Here is a 25,212-nt window from a genome sequence, read left to right as displayed (position 1 = left end):
GGATCAGGCCACCGTCACCGGGATGCCGACGTACTGGTGAGGTGCGCTCGTCGAGAAGGTGAGCGTCCCCGCGCCTGTCGGAACCGAGCCGGGCACCGTCACGGTCAGGTCCAGGACCCCACTCGGTGGCACGACGTCGTTGGCGAGGTCGTGGCGCCGCAGGCCGAGATGGTAGTACGAGCCCGGGACCAGACCGGTCACCCTGACCGTCAGCGACGACCCGCGTGCGAGCGACGTGGTCGAGGGCACGACGGTCGGCTTCGGCACCGGGACGCGCGAGGTGCCGGCAGGCTTGGAGACCCCGGTCTCGGCTCCACGGGTCACCCTTGCTCGGCAGGTGAGGATCTTGCCGGCGTCGGTGATCCGGACCTTGTAGGCGGCTGTGGACGCCAGGACCCCATCGGAGCCGAAGGCCGACCACTCGTAGGCGACCTTGGCCCCGGTCGTCGTCGTGCCACACGTCAGCGTGGCTCCGACCACCGCATCCCCGATGATGCTGGGGCGGGCGATGGCGTAGGTGGAGAGGACGGGGTCGCTGACACTGCTGCGCCGGGCCTGCTCGAACGAGTCGTCCCCGGGGCGGGTGATCGTGCACGTGAGCCGCGCGCCGGCATCCGCGGCCACCGGTGTGTAGGTCGCGGTGGTCGCGAGCGGGGTCGTGCCCCGGGTCCAGGCGAAGCTCACGCCCTGCGCGTTGGTGGTGCACGACGTTGGACGTCCGACCTGGGGTGGAGCGCTGAAACGCGGCGGGACCAGCACCAGCACCTGTTTGGTGATCACCGGTGTCGGGGCCGACGTGGCGGACACCGGGATGAATCCGCCTCTGTTCGCGACCACGCGCACCCGGATCTGGGATCCGAGGTCGGCCGGCGTCAGGGTGTAGGTGGGACCGGTGGCGACGTCGATGGCCTGACCGTTGCTCAGACGCTGCCACTCCGCGGTGTAGGTCACGTCGGGGGTGTGCGGCACCGCGCGGTCGTAGACCGCGGTGAGAGTCCGGGTCACCCGAGGCGTTCCGCTGATCGCGGCCGTGGGTGCCTGGGTGAACACACGGTCGCCGTCGACCCGGAGCGCCCAGGACGTGACGACCGTCAGGCTCGCGACCGGACCAGCCGGCTTGGCGTTGGTCGCGTACAGGTTCCAGGTGCCGTTCGGGTTGATGCCGTCGAACGCCCCGAGTGTCAGCGAGGCGGCCGACTGAGGCGCCGGACTGAGCAGCGGGGTCGTGTTGGTCGGCCCCGCGTCGTTGACCGTGTTGGTGTTGGTCGGCTGGATCGGTGCGCTGACGAGCTGCTGGGGCACCTGTGTCGCCACGATCGGACCGGCGGCCTCGTCGTCGATCTGCAGGGTGACGGTGTTCAGGCCGTTGTTGGGCGTCGTCACCCGACCGGGGGCGATCCGGTGCAGCACCAGCACCTGCTGGCCGGTCGGCGCGACCAGGAGCAGGCGCAGGGTCTCCAGGTTGGACCCGCGCACCGTCACGAAGAGGTCGACATCGCTCACGCGCTCGATGTCGAAGCTGGAGACCACGACGTTCGAGGGGTAGACGGTGGCCTGGTTCTGGGTGACCACCGTGCTGTGGAGCACGGTGAACTCGGAGCCGCCGGCGGTGACCCGAGCGGCGTCGGCCGCCACCGGGTTCAGGGCGGGGATGACACACGCCGCCACGAGCGCCGCCGCCAGGACCCGTCGTCGATGCGTCTCAGTCATCGTCACCCCGCTGGTGCGCGATCGCCGCACGCGTCTGCTTGGCGCTGCTCATCGTCCTCGGCTCGAAGATCGGCGTGCCCTGGCACAGGACGAAGGCCTTGAGCTTGTCCGCGTTCGCCGGAGTGGGGTCGGCGGCGCTGAGGATGAGCCAGCCGTCGTTGTCGAACCCGAGCCCGGGACCGGCGTAGGTCAGGTGGGAACCGGTCTTGTCCTCGAAGCCGCCGTCGACCAGGCTCGATCCCGGCGGGCACGAGACGAACGCGCCGATCTCGTCGGCCACACCGTTGTTGTCGGCGTCGTAGGTGTAGCCGTCCCCGGAGTAGCTCGAGATCGCGAAGTCCTCGCGGGTCGCGAAGTCACTGACCGATCTCCCGTCGAGCAGGTCGGCGTTGAGCTTGGCGATCACGTCGGAGTTGCCCACGCTGAGGACGGGACCGGTGGCCTTGAGCGCGAGCGCCGGTCCCTTCTTGCTCGTCAGCGTGCTGGTCGTGGGAGCGGTGTTGGCCTTGCCGAGCAGGAAGGTGGCACCGGCCGCCATCGCCGTGCCGGTCATGAGAGTCGCGCACGCGGCGCCGGCGACGAAACAGACCACGGGTCGGCTGAACCGTCCTGAGGTCGAGGTGGATCGGTCGTTCATGGGAGATTCCTTGCATCAGGGGGCGCCGCAGCGCCGGGGAGGGTGGTCGGAGTGCCGGCGCGGAACGCGCGGTGGCGCTCCGGCGTCCGGGATCAGTTCCGGTGGTGGCGCGGCCGCGCTGCGGCGGGCAGCGGGCCCTGACAGTGGGCGGTCGCCTTGAGCTCGCCCTGGTGGTCGGCCGCATTGGGCATCGACACGAAGACGGTCCGGTGCGCCTTGCCGTCGCTGTTGCCTACAGTGACACGCGACACCGGGTACCCGGTGCGATTGGTCCAGCCGCCGCCGATGATGCGCAGCCCGGCGGGGCATTCGGCGATCGCGCCGAGATCGGCGCGACCGTCGCCGTCCGCGTCGACGAGGAGGCCACGAGAGGTCGTCACCACCGTCGTCGTGAGCACGGACCCGGGGAGCAGATCACTGGCCGATCGGCCGTCGAGCAGGTCGGCGTTGAGGCCCTTGATCAGGGCGCTGTTGCCCATGCTCAGCACCGGCCCGGTGCCCTTCAGTGCCAGGGCAGGTCCCTTCTTGCTGGTCAGTGTGCTCGTGGTGGCGGCACTGTTCGAGGTGCCGAGCATGAGTGTCGCCGTGGCGGCGAGAGCGGGGCCGGGTGCGAGGGCGGCGCAGACGAGGACGACGACCGGCCACCTCCGCCTCGGACCGTACGGAGGGCGCGCGCGAGCGGCCGTGTCAGGGGATGGGGACACGTGGCTTCCTTGGGTAGGGGAGAGGACGGACCCGGCGGGAGGTGCGCCGATGTGGGAGATCGGGCCGGGTTCCGCGGACCGTAACAGGGATGCGTGATTCGGGATAGGCACATCACCTGTCGGTCACGCACCTGTCGAGGGGCAGTCATCCACAGCGACCCCGCCGGCTGGGCCGAAACTGTCGGTGGTCCCGGGTTGACTCCTCATATGGAGATGGCCACCCCGGATGCGAGCGTTGCTGCGTTGACGCACGCCGCTCGCGCCGCGCTGGGCGCGGCGGCGGGTGGGGAGGTGTGGCGCTTCGGCGCGGCTGAGAGCCTGACGGTCCTGCGGGAGCTGGCTGAGCTGGAGGCGGTCGCGGCGGCCTTGCGGGCGCGGGTGCTGGTGCATGCCGAGGGGATCGGCGCGCACCAGGAGTCGGGGGCGGAGTCGGTCGCGGTGTGGCACGCGAGAGCGACCCTGACGACGGTGGCGCAGGGTCGCGCGGCGCTGCGGGAGGCGGTGGCGCTGGAGGCGCGGTCTGACGTCGCGGCAGCGCTGGCTGCTGCCGCGATCAACCCGGCGCAGGCGAAGGTGATCGTCGATGCGGTCGCGGAGGTCCCGGAAGAGGACCGCGAGCAGGCCTCGACGTATCTGCTGGAGAAGGCCGAGACACACCACGCGAAGGACCTGCGGGTCCTGGGGCGCAGGATCTGGGAGGTCCTGGACCCGGTGGCCGCGGATGCCCGGGAGTCGGCGGCTCTGGAGCGGCAGGAGGCCCGGGCCGCGGCGCGGGTGCGGTTCTCGATGGTCGAGCACGACGACGGCACGATGGAGGGCTGGTTCCGGGTCCCCGTGCTGCACGGCGCGATGCTGCGCAAGATGCTGGTCGCGATCGGCGCCCCCAAGGCCAAGCGCGCTGCGGCGGGTGCCGGGTCCTACGACCCGACCATCAAGACTCCGACACGCTGGGGGCAGGCGTTCTGCGACCTCCTCGAACGCATCCAGGACAGCGACCTGCCCGTCCGCGCCGGCTGCGGCGCCACCGTGGTGGTGACGATGACCATCGAGAACCTCACCCAGCAGCTGGAGCAGGCCGGGCTCCTCGACACCGGCGAGCGCATCTCCGCCATCGCAGCCCGGCGCCTCGCCGCCAGGGCCGGGATCATCCCCGCCGTCCTCGACGGCACCGGCATGGTGCTCGACTGGGGCCGCACCCGCCGCTTCCACACCAAGGCGCAGCGGCTGGCGATCGCCACCATGCACCGCAGGTGCGTCCACCACGGATGTGACGTCTCGGCCAGTCACTGCGAGATCGACCACGACCCACCCTGGGACGCCGGGGGAGGCACCGACCTCACCGGCAAACCGCTCTGCCCGCAACACCACCGCGCACGACATCGACCGTCGAACACCGACCCACCGGACGGCTGAGGACGATCCGGAGTGGCTGAGGACGATCCGGAGTGCCGACGATCAGCGCAGGAAGCTCACCCGGACCTCGCGCATCAGGGCATCGTCGGCTTGTCCCTCCGACGCGGGTCCGGGGTTGCCGCGACTGATCACCAGGCGCACCCGACCCACCGACAGTGACCGCACACCGAGGATCCGGTCCACGACAGCAGCCGCCGACGGACAGTCGCGAGACTCCGCCGACGCGACACAGATCCCGTACGGCACGTGGGTGCCGTCCACGTCGTGAGGCGGGATCAGGGTCTTGCGCCGAACGACCCAGCGCCCGCCTTCCCGCACGCCGGGACCGAGCACCGTGACCTGCCAGCCGTCAGGGAGGCCGCTCACCGTGAAGTCCGGTACGCCTCCAGGTGCACCAGGATCCGACAAGGCCGTCACGGTGTCGGCGCCGTCATCGCTCCCGCCGCGCCACGGCCCCGCCGTCCCGGCAGCCAGGAGGGAGGCAAGCAGCACCATCCCGAGCACGGGGCGGGGGAGCAGGGGCATGGCCGCAACCTAGCCGGCCCGTCGCCCTCCGGCCAGGCTCAGAGCCAGCCGCTGCGCTTGAACACCCACCACAGGGCGCCCGCGATGCCCACCATGAGCCCGAGGGCGAAGGGGTAGCCGTAGGTCCAGGACAGCTCGGGCATGTTCTCGAAGTTCATGCCGTAGACCCCGGCGATGAGGGTGGGCACGACGACGAGGGCGGCGCCGGCGGAGATGCGGCGCATGTCGTCGTTCTGTCGGATCGAGATGGCGGCCTGGTGGGCCTGGAAGGCGGTGGAGAGCAGCTGGTCGAGGGACTCGACGAGCTCGGCGAGGTGGCCGACCCGCCCGGTGGTCTCGGCGACCAGCGGTCGCAGGGCGTCGGAGACGTCCATCAGCTCACCGGCGTCGAGACGGCGCAGCGGCTCGCGCAGCGGCACGACGGCGCGGCGGACCTCCGCGATCTCGCGCTTGAGGACGTAGATGCGGGCGGAGTCGCGGGTGCGCTCGGGCGAGAACACCGACTCCTCGACCTCGTCGACGTCGGTCTCCAGCTCCGAGACCACGGCCTCGTACTCGGTGACGACCGCCTCGATGACGGTGTGCAGCACGGCGCCGGTGCCGCCCCGCAGCACCTCGGGACGGTTCTCGACGCGGGCCCGGGCGTGGCGCAGCTCTCCGCCCTCGCCGTGCCGGATCGTGATCACGAAGTCGGGGCCGATCACCAGCCGCAGCTCGCCGGTCTCGACCAGGTCCTCGTGGTAGCGCAGCGTCTTGAGCACCACGACCGTGACCTCGCCCATGAGGTCCAGCCGCGGGCGCTGGTGGGTGCGCTGGGCCTCGGCGCGCACCCCGGCAGAGAGCGCGAAGGTGTCGGCGACGGTGCGCCACTCCTCGGCGGTCGGCTCGAACAGGCCGATCCACACCACGTCACCCGGGGCGTCGGCCAGCGCCCGCAGCTCGGCAGCGGCGGTGCCCGCATGGCAGCCCGGCAGCCGGGTGCCGTCGCGGTAGACGGCGCAGTCCACGATCACGGCGACCACGCTAGCCCCCCGGAGGGGGTGGGAGCGCTGGGCTAGCCTCGCGTCCATGGCCACGGTGATCCTGGTGCGGCACGGTCGCACCACCGCGAACGCCTCCGGCACGCTCGCCGGCCGGCTCCCCGGCGTCCGACTCGACGACGTCGGCACCGAGCAGGCGAGCCGGGCGGGGGAGCGGCTGCACGCCGTGCCGCTGGCGGCGGTGGTGTCCAGCCCCATGGAGCGGTGTCGGCAGACCACCGACCTCCTGCTCGCGGCCCATCCCGCCGCCCCGGAGGTCACGACCGAGGACGGCATCTCCGAGTGCGACTACGGCGAGTGGCAGGGCCGCCCGCTCAAGGAGCTGGCCAAGGAACCGCTGTGGAAGGTGGTGCAGACCCAGCCCTCGGTCGCCGCGTTCCCCGGCGGGGAGTCGATGCACACGATGTCCACCCGTGCCGTGGCCGCGATCAGGCGCCACGACGCCGCCATCGAGTCCGCCCACGGTGCCGGTGCGGTGTGGGTGGCGGTCAGCCACGGCGACATCATCAAGGCGATCCTCGCCGACGCACTCGGCATGCACCTCGACCTCTTCCAGCGCCTGCACGTGGACCCTGCCTCGATCTCGGTGATCCGCTACACCGGCACTCGCCCCTACGTGCTGGCCAGCAACTCCCACGCCGGCGACCTCGGCTGGCTGGCCCCACCGCCCGCGAAGCACGGCGAGGGCACCTCGGACGAGGCTGCCGAGGACACCGCCGAGGACACTGCTGAGGACACCGCCGACGACGCTGCGGTGGGGGGTGGGGCGGGTCCCTCGACCCGCCCCTAGGGTGGACTCATGGCCCTGGTGCACTCCTACGACCCGCCCGAGCGGTTCGTCACCGGAACGGTGGGCGAACCGGGGGCACGCACGTTCTTCCTCCAGGCCCGCGCCGGCGCTCGGCTCACCAGCGTGGCGCTGGAGAAGCAGCAGGTGGCCGCGCTCGCCGAGCGCATGGACGAGCTGCTCGACGAGGTCATGGGCAGCGACACCCGGGCCGTCGTGCCCGCTGTAGCGCCGGTCGGGACCGTCGACCTCAACCCGCTGGAGCAGCCGATCGAGGAGGAGTTCCGGGTCGGCACGATGACGCTGTCGTGGGACCCCGACGACGAGCGGGTCGTCGTGGAGGTCTTCCCGGTGGACGAGACCGGCTTCAGCGCCGAGGCCGGTGAGGCCGCCGAGCCCGAGGAGCTGCTGGTCGTCCGGCTGCCCCCGGCCGCGGCCCGTTCGTTCGTGCAGCGTGCAGAGCAGGTGATCTCCGCCGGCCGTCCCGACTGTCCCTTCTGCGGTCTGCCGATCGACCCGGCCGGGCACCTGTGCGTGCGCGCGAACGGCTTCCGGCGCCGGGCCACGTGAGCGCGGGTGAGCATCCCGTGAGCATCCCGGCGTCCGCGCCCGGCGTCCCTGACGGCGAGCTCGTGCTCGAGGGCCGGATCATGCCCGCGAGCAACGCGACGTTCCTGGGTCGCATCGACACCACCGCCGGCCGCGTGCAGGTGGTGTACAAGCCGGTGGCGGGGGAGCGCCCGCTGTGGGACTTCCCCGACGGCACCCTGGCCGGCCGCGAGGTCGCGGCCTTCCTCGTCTCCGACGCGCTCGGGTGGGACATCGTGCCGCCCACCTGGCTCGGCGACGGGCCGCACGGTGTCGGGATGGTGCAGGAGTGGCGCGAGGTCGACCCCGCGCAGTCCGCGGTGGCGGTCGTCCGCCCCGACGAGGTGCCCCCGGGCTACCTCGCAGTCTTCGACGGCGTCGACGCCGAGGACGAGCAGGTGGTGCTGGTGCACGAGGATACCGCGCCGCTGCGCCGCATGGCGGTCTTCGACGTCGTCACGAACAACGCCGACCGCAAGGGCGGCCACATCCTGGAGATGCCCGACGGGCACCGCTACGGCGTCGACCACGGCCTGACCTTCCACCGCGAGCACAAGCTGCGCACCGTGCTGTGGGGCTGGGAGGAGCAGCTGCTCGAGCCCGAGGAGGCCGACGGCGTGCGCCGTCTGCTCGCCGCGCTCGGCTCCGGCCTGGGCGACGCGCTCGCCCCCCACCTCACGGACGTCGAGATCGTGGTGCTGGGGCGCCGGTGCGAGCGGCTGCTGGAGAAGGGGCGCTTCCCCTCGCCCCAGGGCCAGTGGCCGGTCATCCCCTGGCCGCCCTTCTGAGCAGCTCCGCCGCCCTTCTGAGCAGCCCCGGTGAGGGCCCACTAGGCTCGGCCCCATGCGTGCATGGTCGGCCCCCGAGGTCCCTCGTCTCACCCAGCCGGGCCCGGCGGTCTCGCTGCACGACACCGCCACGGGCGGGCGGATCGTCCCGACCCCGGACGGCGCGGCGCGGCTCTACGTCTGCGGCATCACGCCCTACGACGCCACCCACCTCGGCCACGCGGCCACCTACCTCGGCTTCGACCTGCTGCAGCGCGCCTGGCGCAACGCCGGCCACGACGTCGTGTACGTCCAGAACGTCACCGACGTCGACGACCCGCTGCTGGAGCGTGCCGAGAAGGTGAAGGTCGACTGGGTCGCCCTCGCCGAGCGCGAGACCGAGCTGTTCCGCACCGACATGGAGGCGCTGCGGGTCCTGCCGCCGGCCCACTACATCGGCGCGGTGGAGTCGATCCCGCTCGTCATCGACCTGATCACCGAGCTCGAGGCGGCCGGGGCGACCTACCGCGTGGAGCAGGACCTCTACTACTCGGTGGCCGCCGACCCCCGCTTCGGTGCGGAGTCCGGCTACGACCGCGACACGATGCTGCGCCTGTTCGGCGAGCGCGGCGGCGACCCGGAGCGGCCCGGCAAGCGCGACCCCCTCGACTGCGTCGTCTGGCGCGGCGAGCGCGAGGGCGAGCCGTCGTGGGACAGCCCGTGGGGCAAGGGACGCCCCGGGTGGCACATCGAGTGCGCCGCGATCGCCCGCGAGCACCTCGGCACCGGCTTCGACGTGCAGGGCGGCGGCAGTGACCTGGTGTTCCCGCACCACGAGATGTGCGCCGGCCACGTCCAGGTCGTGGCGGGCGGCGCCCCCTTCGCCCAGGTCTACAGCCACGCCGGGATGGTCGCCTACGACGGCGAGAAGATGTCGAAGTCGCGGGGCAACCTGGTCTTCGTCTCCGCGCTGCGCAACAGCGACATCGACCCGATGGCCATCCGCCTGGCCCTGCTGCGCCACCACTACCGCAGCGACTGGGAGTGGCAGGACGCCGAGCTGTTCGACGCCGTCGACGACCTCGCCCGCTGGCGTCGCGCCCTCGCCCTCGGTGCCGGGGCCCCGGCGGCGCCGGTGGTCACCGCCGTGCTCGACGCGGTCGCCGACGACCTCGACGCCCCCACCGCCACCGCGGCGATCGACGCCTGGGTGGACGCCACCCTCGGCGCCGCGGGCCACCTCGCCGACGCCAGCGACCCCCGCGCCGCCGCCGCGATCACCGACGTGCTCGACGCCGCCCTCGGCCTGGCCCTCTGATCAGGCGCCGTCCTCGCCCCGACGCTTGAGGTAGCGCTCGAACTCGCGGGCGATCGCCTCGCCGGAGGCCTCGGGCAGGTCCGCGGTGTCGCGGCTCTCCTCCAGGGAGCGCACGTAGTCGGAGATCTCCTCGTCCTCCTCGGCCAGCTCGTCGACGCCGCGCTCCCAGGCCCGGGCGTCGTCGGGCAGGTCGCCCAGCGGCAGGGAGATGTCGAGCAGCTCCTCCAGCTGGCGCAGCAGGGCCAGCGTCGCCTTGGGACAGGGCGGCTGGGCCACGTAGTGCGGCACGGCGGCCCAGTATGAGACCGCCGGGACGTCCAGGCGCAGGCAGGCGTCCTGCAGCACCCCGACGATGCCGGTGGGTCCCTCGTAGGTGGAGACCTCCAGGCGCAGCCGGTCGACCAGCTCGGGCTCGGTGGAGGTGCCGTTCACCGGGATCGGGCGGGTGTGGGGCACGTCGGCCAGCAGAGCGCCGAGCGTGACGACCAGCGTGCCGCCCAGCTCGTCGCAGGCCGCCAGCAGCTCGGCGCAGAACTGCCGCCAGCGCATGTTGGGCTCGATGCCCCGGATCAGGATGACGTCGCGGTCGAGGTCCGGCGGGGAAGCCACCGCGATCTGCGTCGTGGGCCAGGTGATCTGCCGGAACCCCTGCTCGTCGGTGCCGACGAGCGGCCGGTTCACCTGGAAGTCGTAGAAGTCCTCGGGATCGATCGCGCCCACGATCCGGGCGTCCCAGACCTCGATGAGGTGGTCGACCACCGAGGACGCGGCGTCGGCGGCGTCGTTCCACCCCTCGAAGGCCGCGATCACCACGGGCTCGACCAGGTCGGGGAGGTCGTCGATCTCGATCACCCGGCCAGCCTAGTCGCGCCACGCTCGCGGGGTCCGGGCGCCCGCGCCGAGGATTTCCGGGCTCTCCCGCGCCGGTGTCACCATGTGGGAAGCGTTCCCACGCTGCGGACGCCGGCTCGCGCTCCCCGCGCACGACGGGCCGTCGCCGCCCCCGCCGGGACCCCGGGTCCCGGCATCACCGCAGTACGCAGGAGGCTCGTGTGACATCCCGACCGCAGCACCGTCCCGACGTCACCGCGGAGCTCACCGCGCTGATGCGTGAGCGGATCGTCGTGCTCGACGGGGCGATGGGCACCGCCATCCAACGCGACCGGCCCTCGGAGGAGGGCTACCGCGGCGAGCGGTTCGCCGACTGGCCCCAGGATCTCGCGGGCAACAACGACCTGCTGACGCTCACCCAGCCGGCGATCATCGAGGGCATCCACCGCGAGTACCTCGAGGCCGGCGCCGACGTCATCGAGACCAACACCTTCAACGCCAACGCGGTCTCCCTGTCCGACTACGGCATGGCCGAGCTGGCCTACGAGCTCAACCTCGAGGCCGCCCGGCTCGCCCGCCGCGTCGCCGACGAGGTCGGCGCCGCCACCGGGCGCACGCGCTACGTCGCCGGCGCGCTGGGCCCCACCACCCGCACCGCCTCGATCAGCCCCGACGTCAACGACCCCGGCGCCCGCAACGTCACCTGGGACCAGCTCGTCGCCGCCTACCTCGAGGCCGCCCGTGGTCTCGTCGATGGCGGCTCGGACCTGCTGTTCGTCGAGACCATCTTCGACACCCTCAACGCCAAGGCCGCGCTCTTCGCGCTCGAGGTGCTCTTCGAGGAGTCCGGTCGCCGGTGGCCCGTGGTCATCTCCGGCACCATCACCGACGCCTCCGGGCGCACCCTGTCGGGCCAGACCACCGAGGCGTTCTGGAACTCGGTGCGCCACGCCCGCCCGCTCGCGATCGGCCTCAACTGCGCGCTGGGCGCGAAGGAGATGCGGCCCTACATCGCCGAGCTCTCCCGGATCGCCGACACGTGGGTCTCCTGCTACCCCAACGCCGGCCTGCCCAACGCGTTCGGTGAGTACGACGAGGCCCCGGAGGAGACCGCGGCGATGGTCGCGGAGTTCGCGCAGGCGGGCTTCCTCAACCTCGCCGGAGGGTGCTGCGGCACGACGCCGGCCCACATCGGAGCGATCGCCGCGGCCGTCGCCGACCTCGCCCCGCGCCCGGTCCCCGAGGTCCTGCCCGCGACCCGGCTCTCGGGCCTGGAGCCGTTCACGATCGAGGACGACACGCTGTTCGTGAACGTCGGCGAGCGCACCAACATCACCGGCTCGGCCAAGTTCCGACGCCTGATCAAGGACGGCGACTACGACACCGCCCTCTCGATCGCGGCCCAGCAGGTCGAGAACGGCGCCCAGATCATCGACGTCAACATGGACGAGGGGATGATCGACGGCGTCGCGGCCATGGACCGCTTCACCAAGCTCATCGCCGCCGAGCCCGACATCAGCCGGGTGCCGGTGATGATCGACTCCTCCAAGTGGGAGGTCATCGAGGCGGGCCTGAAGAACGTCCAGGGCAAGCCGATCGTCAACTCGATCTCGCTGAAGGAGGGCGAGGAGCCGTTCATCCGGCAGGCCCGGCTGTGCAAGCGCTACGGCGCTGCGGCGGTCGTGATGGCCTTCGACGAGGACGGCCAGGCCGACAACCTCCAGCGCCGGATGGCGATCTGCGAGCGCGCCTACCGCGTGCTGCGCGACGTCGTGGACTTCCCGGCCGAGGACATCGTCTTCGACCCCAACGTGTTCGCCGTGGCCACCGGCATCGAGGAGCACGCCACCTACGGCGTCGACTTCATCGAGGCCACCCGGTGGATCAAGGAGAACCTGCCCGGCGCCAAGGTCAGCGGCGGCATCTCCAACGTCTCCTTCTCCTTCCGGGGCAACAACCCGGTGCGCGAGGCGATCCACGCCGTGTTCCTGTTCCACGCCATCCGGGCGGGCCTGGACATGGGCATCGTCAACGCCGGGGCGCTGGTGGTCTACGACCAGGTCGACCCCGAGCTGCGCGAGCGGATCGAGGACGTCATCCTCAACCGGCGCGCCGACGCCACCGAGCGGCTGCTCGAGATCGCCGAGGCGCACAACGTCGCCGGCGACGCCGTGGAGGCCACCACCGAGCAGTGGCGCGACCTGCCCGTCGGCGAGCGCATCACCCACGCCCTGGTGAAGGGCCTGGACGCCCACGTCGAGGCCGACACCGAGGAGCTGCGCGCCGAGATCGCCGCGCGCGGCGGTCGGCCGATCGAGGTCATCGAGGGACCCCTCATGGACGGCATGAACGTCGTGGGCGACCTCTTCGGAGCCGGCAAGATGGTCCTCCCCCAGGTCGGGAAGTCGGCCCGGGTGATGAAGAAGGCCGTGGCCTACCTCATCCCGTTCATCGAGGCCGAGAAGGCCGCCGACCCGAGCCTGGCCACCGCCAAGGAGACCAACGGCACGATCGTGCTCGCCACGGTCAAGGGCGACGTGCACGACATCGGCAAGAACATCGTCGGTGTGGTCCTGCAGTGCAACAACTACGAGGTCATCGACCTCGGCGTCATGGTGCCCGCGCAGAAGATCCTCGATGCCGCCCGCGAGGTGGAGGCCGACATGATCGGCCTGTCCGGGCTCATCACGCCCTCCCTGGACGAGATGGTCGGGTTCGCCACCGAGATGCAGCGCCTGGGACTCGACATCCCGCTGCTCATCGGCGGGGCCACGACCTCGCGTGCCCACACGGCGGTGAAGGTCGACCCGAGGTACGACGGCCCCGTGGTGTGGGTCAAGGACGCCTCGCGCTCGGTGCCGATGGCCGCCGCGCTGCTCAGCGACGAGCAGCGCCCGGGCCTGCTCGCCGACGTCAAGGCCGACTACGACGCCCTGCGCGAGCGCCACTCCACCAAGCAGGACCGACCCCGCCTGCCCCTGGAGCGCGCCCGCGCCAACGCCACGCCGGTGGACTGGAGCGACTACGTGCCGCCGGTGCCGCGCGAGGAGCTCGGCATCCACCAGCTCGACGACTACGACCTCGCCGAGCTGCGCGACTACATCGACTGGCAGCCCTTCTTCAACGCCTGGGAGATGAAGGGCCGCTTCCCCGACATCCTCAACAACCCCAGCCAGGGCGAGGCCGCCCGCCGGCTCTACGACGACGCGCAGGAGATGCTCGACCGCATCATCGCCGAGAAGTGGCTCACCGCCCGGGCCGTGTACGGCTTCGTGGCGGCCAACGCCGACGGCGACGACGTCGTCACCTTCACCGGGGCCGACCGCACCGAGCGCGGGCCGGTGCTGCACCACCTGCGCCAGCAGGGCGAGCACCGCGAGGGCGTGCCGAATCGCAGCCTGGCCGACTACGTCGCCCCGCTCGCGACCGGGCTGGCCGACCACGTCGGCGCGTTCGCGGTGACCGCCGGCATCGGGCTGCCCGAGCGCGTGCAGGCGTTCAAGGACGCCCACGACGACTACAACGCCATCCTGCTCGAGGCGCTGGCCGACCGGCTCGCCGAGGCCTTCGCCGAGCGGCTGCACCAGCGCGTGCGCACCGAGTTCTGGGGCCACGTCGAGGCCGAGCAGCTCACCAACGAGGACCTGATCGCGGAGAAGTACACCGGCATCCGGCCGGCCCCGGGCTACCCCGCCTGCCCCGACCACACCGAGAAGACCACGCTGTGGTCGATGCTCGAGGTCGAGGAGCGCACCGGCATCCGCCTCACCGAGTCGATGGCGATGTGGCCGGGTGCCTCGGTGTCGGGCTTCTACTTCAGCCACCCCCAGGCGCAGTACTTCGTGGTGGGCCGGATCGGGCGCGACCAGGTCGAGGAGTACGCCGGTCGCAAGGGGTGGAGCCTGGCCGAGGCGGAGCGCTGGCTCTCGCCGATCCTGGGCTACGAGCCGGAGGACTGAGCCGGTGACCGCGGCGGTCCTGTGGGACATGGACGGCACCCTGGTCGACACCGAACCGGCCTGGTTCGCCGCCGAGTACGCCCTCGCCGCGCGCGCGGGCGGGCACTGGGACGACGACCTGGCGCGCTCGCTCATCGGTCGCGACCTGCTGACCTCGGCTGGCATCCTGCGCGAGCACCTCGGGCTGGCCGAGCCGGCCGAGGAGATCGTGGAGGAGCTGCTCGACCACGTCGTCGCGAGCGTGGCCGAGGCCGCTCCCTGGCGCCCCGGCGCGGAGGCGCTGCTGCGCGGGCTGCGCACGGCCGGCACCCCGGTGGCCCTGGTGACGATGAGCTACCGCCGGCTGGTCGACCGGGTGCTGGAGGCCCTCGACGTCGAGTTCGACGCGATCGTCACCGGCGACGTCGTCGAGCACGGCAAGCCCCACCCCGAGCCGTACCTGCGGGCGGCGGCCGCCCTCGGCGTCGACCCCGCCGACTGCCTGGCCATCGAGGACTCCGAGACCGGCAGTCGCTCGGCGGAGGCCGCCGGCTGCGTCGTGCTGAGCGTGCCGGCCCACGCCCCGGTGCGTCCGGGGGAGCGGCGCGTCCTGCGCACCACCCTCACCGGCCTGGACCCGGCGGCGCTGCGCAGCCTGCACGGCCAGGTGCGACGCGCGGCCCGCGACGCGACACCCTCCGGCTCCACCGCCTCCTGACCGGACGGTCTCCGGCGGTCGTGACCAGATCGCAACCAACCTGCGGTGAGCGGACCCTGGTCTCCTCAGCCTGCGCTCAGTAACGTGCCGAGCACCCCGCCCGGCCGACGTGGCCGGGTCGACCCCCACGAGAACCTCGAGGTGATGGTGTTGCGCTCTCGGCCCACGACCGGCCTGACGGCCCCCTCCCGGCGCGGCCGTCCGCGCCTGCTCGCCCTCGGCGCGGTGAGCGCCGCGCTGGCCCTGACCCTCGCCGCCTGCGGCGACGGGGGCCGTGACACCGGTGACGGCGGCGACGGGGGGAGCAGCACCCCCGGCGGCGCGGCGCCCGCCGACAGCGCCCCCTGGACGCTGGGCACCACCGAGACCGTCACCGCGATGGACCCCGCCGGGTCCTACGACTTCGGCTCCTGGAACATGCAGTACAACATCTTCGAGCAGCTGCTCACGATCCCCGCCGGGGCCGACGAGCCGGTCGGCGACGCCGCGGAGTCCTGCGCCTACGACGACCCGCAGACCATCACGTGCACGCTGCGCGAGGGCCTGGAGTTCTCCAACGGCAACCCGCTGACCTCCTCGGACGTGCTCTTCTCCTTCGAGCGCAACCTGGCCATCAACGACCCCAACGGTTCCTCGGTGCTGCTGGGCTCGATCAGCAACGGCGACCCGGAGGCCCAGGCCTTGGCCGACGGTGCCATCGAGACCCCCGACGACCTCACCGTCGTGTTCAACCTCAACCAGCCCGACACGACGTTCCTCAAGCTGCTGTCCACCGCCACGACCTCGATCGTGGACGAGGACACCTTCCCCGCCGACGCGCTGCAGGCCGACGACGCCGTCGTCGGGTCGGGGCCCTACGTGCTGGAGAGCTACCAGCCCGGCGAGCAGGCGGTGCTGGCCCGCAACGACTCCTACACCGGTGAGCGGGTCGGCGCCGCCCCGCAGATCTTCGTGACCTACTTCAACGACCCGGCACCGCTGCGCACCGCGATCTCCTCCCAGCAGATCGACATCGCCTGGCGCACGCTGAGCCCCACCGACCTCGCCAGCCTGGAGGAGGAGGGCAACGTCGACGTCCTGCGCGGCGAGGGCTCGGAGTTCCGCTACTGGGTGTGGCAGACCGGCAAGGGCGGCCCGGGCAAGGACGTCGCGGTGCGTCAGGCCGCGGCCCAGCTCATCGACCGCGACGCGATCGCCCAGAACGCCTACGACGGCACCGTCACCCCGGCCTACTCCATCGTGCCGCCCGGCTTCGGTGGGCAGAAGGACTCCTTCGCCGAGACCTACGGCGAGTCGCCCGACGTCGACGCCGCCGCCGCGATCCTGGCCGACGCGGGCATCGCCACGCCGGTCCCGATCACCCTGGGCTACACCCCCACCCACTACGGTCCCAACGCTGTGGACGAGGCCACCGAGTTCGCCGGCCAGCTCAACGACAGCGGGCTCTTCGAGGTCGAGCTCGCCGACGCCGAGTGGGAGGAGTACCAGAACCTCTACAAGGAGGGTGCCTACGACCTGTTCATCCTCGGCTGGTACCCCGACATCCTCGACGCCGACAACTACCTGACCCCGTTCATCCGCGACGGCGGCTTCTTCGCCAACGGGTACAGCAACCCCGAGGTCAACACCCTGCTCGACACCGAGCTCGGTGAGACCGACACCGCCGCCCGTGACGGCCAGATCGGCCAGCTGCAGGACATCGTGGCCACCGACGTGCCCCTGATCCCGTCCTGGAACGGCCAGAACGTCGCGGTCGCGACCCCGCAGATGTCGGGGGTCCTGGAGACCCTGGACCCGACCTACATCTTCCGGTTCTGGGACATCACCAAGTCCGAGTGACCCCGCACCGGCCCGCCCCGCCTCGCGCGGGGCGGGCCGTGCCCTGCCCGCGCGACGCATCCCGACCCCGCCGGGGTCCGAGAGGAGAGCTGTGAGTCCCGCATCCGGCTCGCTGCCCCGCTACATCGCCGTCCGGCTGCTGCTCGTGCTCCCGATGATGTGGGTCCTGCTCACGATGGTGTTCCTGCTGCTGCGGGTCGCGCCCGGCGACCCCGTCACGGCCGCGGTCGGCGACAAGCTCGGCCCCGAGGAGCTCGCAGCCCGCCGCGCGGCGCTGGGGCTGGACCGGCCCCTGGTCGTGCAGTACTTGGAGTACCTCGGCGACGTCGCCCGCTTCGACTTCGGCGCCACCATCAGCGACCGGCGCCCGGTGCTCGACATCATCGCCAACCAGGGTGGGGCGACCCTCACCCTGACGCTCGGGGCGTTCCTGTTCGCCTGTGCGATCGGCATCCCGCTGGGGCGCCTCGCGGGCCGCCGCCGCGACTCCGCCCTCGACGCGGGGATCCGGCTGGTCGGGGTGGTCAGCTACGCCGCCCCGATCTTCTGGGTCGGCATCATGCTGGTCGGCCTCGTGGTCGCCTACGTGCCCGGCTGGCCGACCTTCGGCATCGCCGACAGCGAGACGCTGTACTACGTGCCCGACCGCACGGGCATCCTGCTCCTCGACGCCCTGCTGGCCAACGACGGGGTGTCCCTGGTCGACATCCTCCAGCACCACGTGCTGCCATGCTTCACGCTCGGGCTGCTCCTCTCCGGCGTCATCATCCGGCTGGTGCGCATCAACGTCATCCGGGCGCTGGACGAGGACTACGTCGAGGCCGCGCGTGCCCGCGGCATCCCGGAGCGCCGCGTCGTGCGGCGCCACGCCTTCCGCAACGCCCTGGTGCCGGTGATCACCGTCATCGGCCTGCAGTTCGCCCTCACGCTCTCCGGTGCCATCCTCACCGAGCGCACCTTCAACTGGCCGGGTCTGGGCAACGAGCTGGTCACCTACGTCACCGCCCGCGACTACGTGGCGGTGCAGGGACTGGTGACCTTCTTCGCCCTGGCGATCGTGGTCGTGAGCGTGCTCGTGGACATCCTCAACGCCCTGGTCGACCCCCGAGTGAGGTACTGATGAGCACCCCTGCACACCGGCGCCGGACGGGGGGACGCGTGCGCGCGACCGCACGACGGGCGTGGCGCACCGAGGGTCTCGCGCGCTGGATCCTGCTCGTCGGCCTCGTCGTCACGACCGTGTTCGTGCTCTTCGCCCTGTTCGCCCCGTGGATCGCGCCCTACGGCTTCGACCAGAACAGCAGCGACGGGGTGCGCTTCCCCAAGACGTCCGGACCGGGGCCGGGTCACCTGCTGGGCACCAACGACCAGTTCTACGACATCTTCTCCCGGGTCGTGTGGGGCGCCCGCACCGCCGTGCTCGTCGTCGTGCTCTCGGTGGTGCTGTCCGCGGTGATCGGGGTGCTCCTCGGGCTCGTCTCGGGCTACCTCGGAGGCTGGTTCGACCGGATCACCGTCTTCCTCATGGACGCGCTCTACTCCTTCCCCTCGCTGCTGCTGGCCATCGTGTTCTCCTTCATGCTGCGCGAGCGGATCGGGGGCAGCATCCTGGCCGCCGCCCTGTCGCTCACGGCGATCTACATCCCCCAGTACTTCCGCGTGGTGCGCAACACCACCGTCGCGGCGCGTCAGGCCACCTACGTCGAGGCCGCGGAGGCGCTCGGCGCGCGTCCGATCACGGTCATGCGCCGCTACCTGCTGCCCAACGTGACCTCCTCGGTGCCGGTGATCGGCACCCTCAACGCTGCCGACGCCCTCGGCACCCTCGCGGCGCTGGGCTTCCTCGGCCTCGGCATCCCGCCCAACGAGGCGGCCGACTGGGGCTACGACCTGAGCCGGGCCCTGGACGACGTCGCGGCCGGCGACCTCGGTCCCGCGCTGTGGCCGGGGCTGGCGATCATCCTGCTCGTCACCGCCCTCACCCTGGTCGGGGAGGGGCTGAGCGAGACCCTCAACCCGACCCTGCGCCGACCCCGTCGCACCGCGGTGGTGCTGCCCGCCCGGCCCGAGGAGGCCCCATGACCGCCGATCGACTCGTCGCCGGCGAGCAGGACCCCGCCCCCGTGCTCGAGGCCCGCGACCTGCGGGTCTGGTACGGCACCGACCGCGGCCCGGTCCGCGCGGTCGACGGCGTCGACCTCACCCTGCGGCCCGGCGAGGTCGTCGGGCTCGTGGGGGAGTCGGGGTGCGGCAAGTCGACGCTCGGGCGCGCGCTGCTGGGGCTGCTGCCCCCCGGCACCGCCCGCGACGGCGAGCTGCGCTTCCGGGACCAGGACCTGCTCACCCTGCGGCCCCGCGAGCAGCACCGGCTGCGCGGCAGCGGGATCGGCATGATCTTCCAGGACCCGCTCACGCGCCTGAACCCGGTGATGCGGATCAGCGACCACTTCGCCGAGACGCTGAAGGTGCACGAGCCCGGCCTGTCCGACGCCGAGGTGCAGGCACGGTCGGTGGAGGCGCTGCGGCTGATGGGCATCCCGCCCACGCGGTTCCGGGCCTATCCCCACGAGTTCAGCGGCGGCATGCGGCAACGGCTGATGATCGCCCTGGCCCTGGTGCTGCGCCCCGCCGTCGTGGTGGCCGACGAACCCACCACCGCCCTCGACGTGCTGGTCGAGGCACAGATCATCCGCATCCTCCACGACCTGCGCGCCGCCTCCGACACCGCATTCCTGCTGATCACCCACAACCTCGGGATCATCGCCGAGGCCTGCGACCGCGTGGCCGTGATGTACGCCGGGCGCATCGTCGAGGTCGGTCCCGCGCGGGAGGTCTTCGCCGATCCCCAGCACAGCTACACCCGGGAGCTGCTGGCCTCCACGATCTCGCTGCGCACCACCGGACTGCACTCGATCCCGGGCGCCCCGCCCGACCTGGTGGAGCCGCCCGCCGGGTGCCGGTTCCACCCGCGCTGCCCCGACGCCCTCGCCGTCTGCACCGAGCGGGCGCCCCGGCCCGGGCGCGTCGGCGGCGTCGAGGTGGCCTGCTGGGCCGCCGAGGTGCGCCACGACACCGCCGCCGCGGCGGCCCTGACCGAGGCCGAGCGCCGCCACCCGCACCGAGGGGAGATCGCCGATGCCGACGAAGCCTGAGCCCGCCGACCACCGCGGGCCCACGGGGGAGCCGCTGCTCGACCCGGTGGTCATGGAGGCCGAGGACCTCCGGGTCACCTACCGGCTGCAGGGCACCGCCCTCTCCCGGCTGCTCGGGCTGCGCACGCGCTCGGTCGACGCGCTGGACGGCGTGAGCCTGCGGCTGCACCGCGGCGAGGTGCTCGGGGTCGTGGGGGAGTCCGGCAGCGGCAAGACCACGCTCGGACGGGCCCTGCTCGGCATGGCACCGGCCACCGGCGGCACCATCCGCTACCACGCGGAAACCGGCGTGCAGGACGTGACGGCCCTGCGCGGCGCCGACCTGCGGCGACTCCGCACCCGGGTGCAGATGGTCTTCCAGGACCCCTCGGCCGCCCTGAACCCCTCAATGACGATCGGGGAGGCGGTGGGTCATCCGCTGCGCATCCACGGCGTCGCCACGGGGGAGGAGGCGAAGCGCCGGGTGGCGGAGACCCTGGAGCGGGTCGGGCTCGCGCCGGCCGCCCGGTTCGCGGATCGCTACCCCGCCGACCTCTCCGGCGGGCAGCGCCAACGTGCCGTCATCGCGCGGGCGATCATCGTGGGCCCGGAGGTGCTGGTCGCCGACGAGCCGATCTCGATGCTCGACATGAGCGTGCGGGCCAAGATCCTGCAGCTGATGCTCGACCTCAAGGCCGACCTGGGACTGAGCTACCTCTACATCACCCACGACCTCGCGAGCGCGAAGTACTTCTGCGACCGGATCGCGATCATGTACCTGGGCCGGATCGTGGAGGTCGGACCGGTCGCGGAGATCTTCGCCCGGCCCCGGCACCCCTACACCAAGGCGCTGCTCGCGGCGATCCCCGACCCCGATCCGTCGCGCGAGCGGGTGAGCCTGCTCCCGCGCGGGGAGATCCCCGACGCCGCCGCCCCGCCACGGGGCTGCTCGTTCCATCCGCGATGCGCCGAGGCGGTGGCCGGCTGCGGCTGGGAGCCGCGCGACCTGCCGGCCGTGCTCGACCAGCACTGGACCGAGGAGGGGGTGGACTTCGCGGCCGAGCGGGCGCTGTTCGAGGACCTGGAGGGCCTGGCCGGCCGGGTCGAGACCACCACCGGGGAGGTGGAGGCGCTCCTGCGCTCGCCCGATCCCGAGCGGGCGGCCGCGCTCCTGACGTCGTTGCGCGACGCCGTGGACCCCGATCCGCTGTGGCGGGGCGTCACGTCCGTCGCGGTGGAGGCCGGCGGCGTGCGGGTCCGGTTCGCCGCGGCGACCGACCCCCGGCTGCGTCCGGACGGGGCGGTCCAGGCGGCGTGCGTGCACGTGCCCGAGCCCACCGCGCCGTGACCGCACCCGGAGGCGTGGGGTTCAGTCGACGGCCGGGCAGCGGTCGCGGAACGAGCACCAGCGGCAGGCGGCCGAGGGGGTGGGCTCCCAGGTGTCGGTGGTCGTGGCCTCCTGGATCGCGGCCCAGACGGCGTCGACCTTGCGCTCGGTGAGCGCGAGGTCGTGCGGCTCGACCTCGACGTCGAGCACCTCGCCGCTGCCGAGGTAGACCATCCGCAGGGCCCGCGGCACGGTCCCGCGCTCGTGCTGGAGCACCAGGGCGTAGAAGCGCAGCTGGAACAGCGCGCGACGCTCCCACTCGGGCGCGGGTGCCCGTCCGGACTTGTAGTCCACGACGCGCAGCGCGCCGTCGGATCGCTCGTCGATCCGGTCGACGATGCCGCGCACGGTCAGCCCCGAGGGGAGTCGGGCGGAGACGGCGACCTCGCGGGCCGCCGGCTCGAGACGGCGGGGGTCCTCGAGGTCGAAGTAGCGGGCGAGCACCGCGTCCGCCCCGGCGAGCCAGGCCCGCTCGGCGTCGCCGTCGGGATCGTCGGGGAACAGGTCGCTGCGCTCCGGCTCGGCGGCCCGGACCTCCGCCCACGCCGGTGCCAGCAGCCGGGCCGCCTCGGCCGGGGTGCGCTCGGCCGCGGGCCGGTCGTAGAGCAGTTCCAGGACCCGGTGGATGACGGTGCCGCGCACGGCCTCGGGGGAGGGCGGCTCGGGCAACCGGTCGATGGCGCGGAAGCGGTAGAGCAGGGCGCAGGTGAGGAAGTCGCCCGCGCGGCTCGGCGACAGCGACGGGCCCTGCGCGACCGCCTCGGGCGCCACCGTCGTGTCCATGTCGTCAGGGTAGGGCCGGGCTCCGACACACCCGGACGGTGACCGGGCCTGCTCTAGGCTCGCCAGCATGTCGACCGGGCTGGCGCGTCCCTCCGCGCGGGGCCTGCGGCTCCGCGTCGGCGGACTCCCGGTCACGGTCTCGTGGGCCTGCGGACCGGTCGCGGTCCTGCTGGCGCTGGCCCTCGCGCCCCGGCTGCGCTCGGTGGATCCGGCGCTCGCGGCGCCGGCGGCCTTCCTGCTCGCCCTGCTGGCCGCCCTCGTCCTCTACGCCACTGCGCTGGCCCACGAGTGGGGGCACGCGTGGGCGGCGCGGCGGTGCGGTCTCGCCGTCGACCGGATCGGCCTGGGCGCCGCTGGCGGCCGCACCGAGGTGCGGGGGGTCGCGGCCCGGCCCACCGACGAGGCGCTGGTGGTGCTCGCCGGTCCGGCGGCCACCCTCGGCGTGGGCGTCGCGGCGGCGGTGCTGGCGGTCCTGGCGCCCGGCGCGGTCGGCGCCGCCGCGGAGGTCGTCGCGGTCGGCGCGCTGCTGCTCGGGCTGGTCGACCTCGTGCCGGCCCTGCCCCTGGACGGCGGCCGGATGCTCGCCGCCGCGCTGTGGGTGCTCACCGGCGACCGCGACCAGGGCCGACGCTGGGCCGTGCGGCTCGGTGGCGTGGTCGGCGTCGTGCTGGGCGTGGCGGGCCTGAGCCTGCTCCTCGCACGCGACGCGGGCGACGCCGGGAGCACCGGCCGGGTCCCGGCGATCGGCGCGGGCCTGCTCGTGCTCGGCCTGCTCCTCGCGGCCGTCGCGGTCGCGCAGGCCACCGCGCCCCGGTGGGCGCAGCAGCGCGAACGGGCACAGCTGGCCCGGTGGGCCGCCGTCGACCTGCGCGACGTGGCCCGCCCGGTGGTGGCGGTGCAGGCCGGCCACCCCGTGCGCCGGCCCGACACCGCGGTCGCCGCCGTGGTCGTGGACGGCGCCCGTGGGCCCGTGGGCCTGCTCGTCGACGGTGCCGTCGCCCCCCTGGAGCGCGGCCAGCTGCTGCCCGAGACGGCCACGGCCCACGCCCTGCTCACGCGGCTGCGCCGGGCCGTCGCCGACGGCACCGCCCCCGACCAGGGGCGCTCCTGGGCGCACTGGGTGCTGGTCGACGACACCGGCCGCCCGACCGGCGTCGTGCACCGTGCCGACGTCGTGCGGGCCGTGAAGCACCGCGGTACGGGCACCGACTACCGTTCAGCGGGTGTCCAGCACCCCTGATGTCCCCCCGGTCCAGCCCGACGTGCCCGCCGAGGCGTGGGCGGGGGTGCACCGCGGCCCGCTCGCGGCCGGGGAGTGGGTGCGGCTCGTGGACGGCAAGGGCCGTCGTCACAACATCTGCCTGGAGCCCGGCAAGCGGTTCTTCTCCAACCGCGGCCACCTCGAGCACGACGAGCTGATCGGGCGCGAGGAGGGCTTCACCGTCGTGTCGTCCGCGGGCGGGGAGTACCTCGTGTTCCGGCCGCTGCTCTCGGAGTTCGTCGTCTCGATGCCCCGCGGCGCCGCCGTGGTCTACCCCAAGGACGCCGCCCAGATCGTCGCGCTGGCCGACATCTTCCCCGGGGCCGACGTCGTGGAGGCCGGGGCCGGGTCGGGCGCCCTCACCTGCTCGCTGCTGCGGGCGGTCGGTCCCCACGGCCGGGTGACGTCCTTCGAGCGGCGCGGGGAGTTCGCCACCGTCGCCCGCCGCAACGTCGAGCAGTTCTTCGGCGGCGAGCACCCCGCCTGGACGCTCCACCTCGGCGACCTCGCCGAGGAGCTCCCGGCCCGGGGCCTGCGCTGCGACCGGCTGATCCTCGACATGCTCGCGCCCTGGGAGTGCCTGGACGCCGCCGCCGACGCGCTGCGCCCCGGCGGCCTGGTGTGCGCCTATGTCGCCACCACCACCCAGATGTCGCGCTTCGTCGAGACCGTGCGCCTGCACGGCGGCTTCACCGAGCCGCAGGCCTGGGAGTCGCTCGTGCGCGACTGGCACGTCGAGGGCCTGGCCGTGCGTCCCGGGCACAAGATGATCGGCCACACCGCCTTCCTCATCACCGCCCGCCGCATGGCGCCCGGCGAGCGTGCTCCGCTGAAGAAGCGCCGGCCCGCGCCCGGCGCCTACGGCCCGGACTACCAGGGTCCCCGCCCGCCGGGCGTGCCCGTGGACGAGGCCGAGTGAGGGCCGGGTGACCACCCGGTGACGCGGTTCCTGCTGCTCTCGATCCGCGACGGCGAGGAGGTCGTGCGCGACGAGCACGAGGCGTTCGCCCGGCACCTCGGGGTGCCCGTGGCCGCGGTCGAGCGGCACCAGCTGGGCGTCGACCCCGTGTCGCCGTCGCTCCTCGCCGACGTCGCGGCCCGCCGGTGGGACGGCCTCGTGCTCGGCGGCGGCTCCTTCACGTGGTCGGACCCCGCGGAGGCGAAGTCGCCGGTCCAGCAGGCCGCGGAGGCCGACCTCGCCCACCTGCTCGACGTGGTCGTGCCGGGAGGGGTGCCCTTCCTCGGGGTCTGCTACGGCGTCGGCACCGTCGGCTCGTGGGCCGGCGGCGTGGTCGACACCACCCACGGTGAGCCGGTGGGCGCCACCTGGGTCGAGCTCACCGACGCCGGCCGCGCCGACCCGCTGTTCGCCGCGATGCCCGACCGGTTCGCGGCCTACGGCGCCCACAAGGAGGCCCTCAGCACGCCCCCGCCCGACGCCGTCGTGCTCGCCACCGGGCCCACCTGCCCGGTGCAGGCCTTCCGGCTGGGGGCGCACGCCTACGTCACCCAGTTCCACCCCGAGCTGGATCTGGCGGGGCTCACGGTCCGGGTGCGCGCCTACGCCCACCACGGCTACTTCGACCCCGCCGACGCCGACGCGCTGCTGACCGAGGCCGCCCGGACGCCGGTGACCGCCGCGGGCGGGGTGCTCGACGCGTTCGCGCGGCGCTACGCCCGCGTCTGAGCCCACCCCCCCACCGGCCCCCCCACCGGCCCGCTCACCGGCCCGCTCACGGACCGGGATCGAATCGTGACCGACTTCGCGCCGACTCACCCCTCGGACTCGCGCCGACGGCGGTAGGGTCGCGAGGACAGGAGGTGGGCGAATGTCG

22 protein-coding genes are annotated in these 25,212 nt (G+C 73.1%); 15 read left to right on the top strand and 7 right to left on the bottom strand.

The annotated features are described in order from the left end of the window. Nucleotides 1–3 precede the first annotated feature (3 nt). From ACERUJ_RS10770 to ACERUJ_RS10760, 3 genes are all read right to left on the bottom strand, one after another. Entirely contained in the window at nt 4–1,710 is a 1,707-nt protein-coding gene (locus ACERUJ_RS10770) for a hypothetical protein (protein WP_370248523.1), read from the bottom strand. Next, entirely contained in the window at nt 1,703–2,347 is a 645-nt protein-coding gene (locus ACERUJ_RS10765; protein ID WP_370248522.1) for a hypothetical protein, read from the bottom strand. Before ACERUJ_RS10765 ends, ACERUJ_RS10770 begins: the two co-directional genes overlap by 8 nt. Nucleotides 2,348–2,439: 92 nt before the next feature. Next, on the bottom strand, nt 2,440–2,922 hold the full coding sequence (locus ACERUJ_RS10760; protein ID WP_370248521.1) for a hypothetical protein: 483 nt from the start codon (nt 2,920–2,922) through the stop codon (nt 2,440–2,442). Nucleotides 2,923–3,294: 372 nt separating this feature from the next. Here ACERUJ_RS10760 and ACERUJ_RS10755 point away from each other — a divergent pair, with 372 nt between their 5' ends. Continuing rightward, a complete protein-coding gene (locus ACERUJ_RS10755) occupies nt 3,295–4,464 on the top strand; it encodes a DUF222 domain-containing protein (protein ID WP_370248520.1) in 1,170 nt (389 codons plus the stop codon). A 42-nt stretch (nt 4,465–4,506) separates the two neighbouring features. Here the strand turns inward: ACERUJ_RS10755 and ACERUJ_RS10750 are convergent, their stop codons facing one another. Together ACERUJ_RS10750 and ACERUJ_RS10745 are read right to left on the bottom strand one after the other, a co-directional pair. Further along, a complete protein-coding gene (locus ACERUJ_RS10750; protein ID WP_370248519.1) occupies nt 4,507–4,989 on the bottom strand; it encodes a hypothetical protein in 483 nt (160 codons plus the stop codon). A 38-nt stretch (nt 4,990–5,027) separates the two neighbouring features. Then, the gene (locus ACERUJ_RS10745) at nt 5,028–6,002 is read right to left on the bottom strand and encodes a magnesium and cobalt transport protein CorA (RefSeq protein ID WP_370248518.1); all 975 of its coding nucleotides are present in this window, start codon (nt 6,000–6,002) and stop codon (nt 5,028–5,030) included. Between the two features lie 55 nt (nt 6,003–6,057). Between ACERUJ_RS10745 and ACERUJ_RS10740 the strand changes: the two genes are divergently transcribed. Genes ACERUJ_RS10740 through mshC form a run of 4 tightly spaced genes read left to right on the top strand, consistent with a single transcriptional unit; the run spans nt 6,058 to nt 9,489 of the window. Next, a complete protein-coding gene (locus tag ACERUJ_RS10740) occupies nt 6,058–6,819 on the top strand; it encodes a histidine phosphatase family protein (RefSeq protein ID WP_370248517.1) in 762 nt (253 codons plus the stop codon). Between the two features lie 9 nt (nt 6,820–6,828). Then, complete coding sequence (locus tag ACERUJ_RS10735) at nt 6,829–7,386, top strand: DUF3090 domain-containing protein (RefSeq protein WP_370248516.1); 558 nt, start codon at nt 6,829–6,831, stop codon at nt 7,384–7,386. A gap of 17 nt (nt 7,387–7,403) precedes the next feature. Next, nucleotides 7,404–8,192, top strand: coding sequence for an SCO1664 family protein (locus ACERUJ_RS10730; protein ID WP_370248515.1), 789 nt, complete (start codon nt 7,404–7,406; stop codon nt 8,190–8,192). Between the two features lie 55 nt (nt 8,193–8,247). Next, a complete protein-coding gene (mshC, locus tag ACERUJ_RS10725; RefSeq protein ID WP_370248514.1) occupies nt 8,248–9,489 on the top strand; it encodes a cysteine--1-D-myo-inosityl 2-amino-2-deoxy-alpha-D-glucopyranoside ligase in 1,242 nt (413 codons plus the stop codon). Here mshC and ACERUJ_RS10720 read toward each other — a convergent pair whose 3' ends face one another. Further along, complete coding sequence (locus ACERUJ_RS10720) at nt 9,490–10,341, bottom strand: PAC2 family protein (RefSeq protein WP_370248513.1); 852 nt, start codon at nt 10,339–10,341, stop codon at nt 9,490–9,492. A gap of 200 nt (nt 10,342–10,541) precedes the next feature. Here ACERUJ_RS10720 and metH point away from each other — a divergent pair, with 200 nt between their 5' ends. The 7 genes from metH to ACERUJ_RS10685 all read left to right on the top strand — a co-directional run bounded on the left by metH (nt 10,542) and on the right by ACERUJ_RS10685 (nt 21,294). Then, a complete protein-coding gene (metH, locus tag ACERUJ_RS10715; RefSeq protein WP_370248512.1) occupies nt 10,542–14,279 on the top strand; it encodes a methionine synthase in 3,738 nt (1,245 codons plus the stop codon). A gap of 4 nt (nt 14,280–14,283) precedes the next feature. Continuing rightward, nucleotides 14,284–14,976, top strand: a complete 693-nt coding sequence (locus ACERUJ_RS10710) for an HAD family hydrolase (RefSeq protein ID WP_370248511.1) — start codon at nt 14,284–14,286, stop codon at nt 14,974–14,976. Nucleotides 14,977–15,060: 84 nt separating this feature from the next. After that, complete coding sequence (locus tag ACERUJ_RS10705) at nt 15,061–16,815, top strand: ABC transporter substrate-binding protein (protein ID WP_370248510.1); 1,755 nt, start codon at nt 15,061–15,063, stop codon at nt 16,813–16,815. 91 nt (nt 16,816–16,906) lie between these two features. Further along, nucleotides 16,907–17,935, top strand: coding sequence for an ABC transporter permease (locus ACERUJ_RS10700; protein ID WP_370248509.1), 1,029 nt, complete (start codon nt 16,907–16,909; stop codon nt 17,933–17,935). Between the two features lie 38 nt (nt 17,936–17,973). Further along, the gene (locus ACERUJ_RS10695) at nt 17,974–18,897 is read left to right on the top strand and encodes an ABC transporter permease (RefSeq protein ID WP_370248508.1); all 924 of its coding nucleotides are present in this window, start codon (nt 17,974–17,976) and stop codon (nt 18,895–18,897) included. Next, complete coding sequence (locus ACERUJ_RS10690; RefSeq protein WP_370248507.1) at nt 18,894–19,967, top strand: ABC transporter ATP-binding protein; 1,074 nt, start codon at nt 18,894–18,896, stop codon at nt 19,965–19,967. The genes ACERUJ_RS10695 and ACERUJ_RS10690 overlap by 4 nt, the downstream gene beginning before the upstream one ends. Then, nucleotides 19,951–21,294 (top strand): ABC transporter ATP-binding protein, encoded by a 1,344-nt coding sequence (locus ACERUJ_RS10685; RefSeq protein ID WP_370248506.1) that lies wholly within the window; start codon nt 19,951–19,953, stop codon nt 21,292–21,294. Before ACERUJ_RS10690 ends, ACERUJ_RS10685 begins: the two co-directional genes overlap by 17 nt. 21 nt (nt 21,295–21,315) lie before the next feature. On the opposite strand, the gene ACERUJ_RS10680 is transcribed toward ACERUJ_RS10685, so the two are convergent. Then, nucleotides 21,316–22,116 carry a RecB family exonuclease gene (locus ACERUJ_RS10680; RefSeq protein ID WP_370248505.1) on the bottom strand — a complete coding sequence of 267 codons (801 nt, stop codon included), beginning with the start codon at nt 22,114–22,116 and terminating at the stop codon, nt 21,316–21,318. 67 nt (nt 22,117–22,183) lie between these two features. Between ACERUJ_RS10680 and ACERUJ_RS10675 the strand changes: the two genes are divergently transcribed. The 3 genes from ACERUJ_RS10675 to ACERUJ_RS10665 are packed head-to-tail and all read left to right on the top strand — an operon-like array spanning nt 22,184 to nt 25,064. Next, nucleotides 22,184–23,356: a site-2 protease family protein gene (locus tag ACERUJ_RS10675; RefSeq protein WP_370248504.1), complete on the top strand. Its 1,173-nt coding sequence runs from the start codon at nt 22,184–22,186 to the stop codon at nt 23,354–23,356. A 46-nt stretch (nt 23,357–23,402) separates the two neighbouring features. After that, the gene (locus ACERUJ_RS10670) at nt 23,403–24,296 is read left to right on the top strand and encodes a tRNA (adenine-N1)-methyltransferase (protein WP_370248620.1); all 894 of its coding nucleotides are present in this window, start codon (nt 23,403–23,405) and stop codon (nt 24,294–24,296) included. Nucleotides 24,297–24,314: 18 nt separating this feature from the next. Continuing rightward, nucleotides 24,315–25,064 carry a glutamine amidotransferase gene (locus ACERUJ_RS10665; RefSeq protein WP_370248503.1) on the top strand — a complete coding sequence of 250 codons (750 nt, stop codon included), beginning with the start codon at nt 24,315–24,317 and terminating at the stop codon, nt 25,062–25,064. The last annotated feature ends 148 nt before the right edge of the window (nt 25,065–25,212 follow it).

The organism is Nocardioides sp., assembly GCF_964228225.1.
Taxonomy (GTDB): Bacteria; Actinomycetota; Actinomycetes; order Propionibacteriales; family Nocardioidaceae; genus Nocardioides.
Note: the sequence above shows the minus strand (reverse complement) of the source record. Positions and strands in the feature narration are given on the sequence as shown.

What these genes read in the sequence shown, in the direction of transcription:
- ACERUJ_RS10770 (WP_370248523.1), bottom strand. Translation starts at nt 1,710, where the DNA reads ATGACTGAGACGCATCGACGACGGGTCCTGGCGGCGGCGCTCGTGGCG.
- ACERUJ_RS10765 (WP_370248522.1), bottom strand. Translation starts at nt 2,347, where the DNA reads ATGAACGACCGATCCACCTCGACCTCAGGACGGTTCAGCCGACCCGTG.
- ACERUJ_RS10760 (WP_370248521.1), bottom strand. Translation starts at nt 2,922, where the DNA reads ATGCTCGGCACCTCGAACAGTGCCGCCACCACGAGCACACTGACCAGC.
- ACERUJ_RS10750 (WP_370248519.1), bottom strand. Translation starts at nt 4,989, where the DNA reads ATGCCCCTGCTCCCCCGCCCCGTGCTCGGGATGGTGCTGCTTGCCTCC.
- ACERUJ_RS10740 (WP_370248517.1), top strand. Translation starts at nt 6,058, where the DNA reads ATGGCCACGGTGATCCTGGTGCGGCACGGTCGCACCACCGCGAACGCC.
- ACERUJ_RS10735 (WP_370248516.1), top strand. Translation starts at nt 6,829, where the DNA reads ATGGCCCTGGTGCACTCCTACGACCCGCCCGAGCGGTTCGTCACCGGA.
- mshC (WP_370248514.1), top strand. Translation starts at nt 8,248, where the DNA reads ATGCGTGCATGGTCGGCCCCCGAGGTCCCTCGTCTCACCCAGCCGGGC.
- ACERUJ_RS10690 (WP_370248507.1), top strand. Translation starts at nt 18,894, where the DNA reads ATGACCGCCGATCGACTCGTCGCCGGCGAGCAGGACCCCGCCCCCGTG.
- ACERUJ_RS10685 (WP_370248506.1), top strand. Translation starts at nt 19,951, where the DNA reads ATGCCGACGAAGCCTGAGCCCGCCGACCACCGCGGGCCCACGGGGGAG.
- ACERUJ_RS10680 (WP_370248505.1), bottom strand. Translation starts at nt 22,116, where the DNA reads ATGGACACGACGGTGGCGCCCGAGGCGGTCGCGCAGGGCCCGTCGCTG.
- ACERUJ_RS10675 (WP_370248504.1), top strand. Translation starts at nt 22,184, where the DNA reads ATGTCGACCGGGCTGGCGCGTCCCTCCGCGCGGGGCCTGCGGCTCCGC.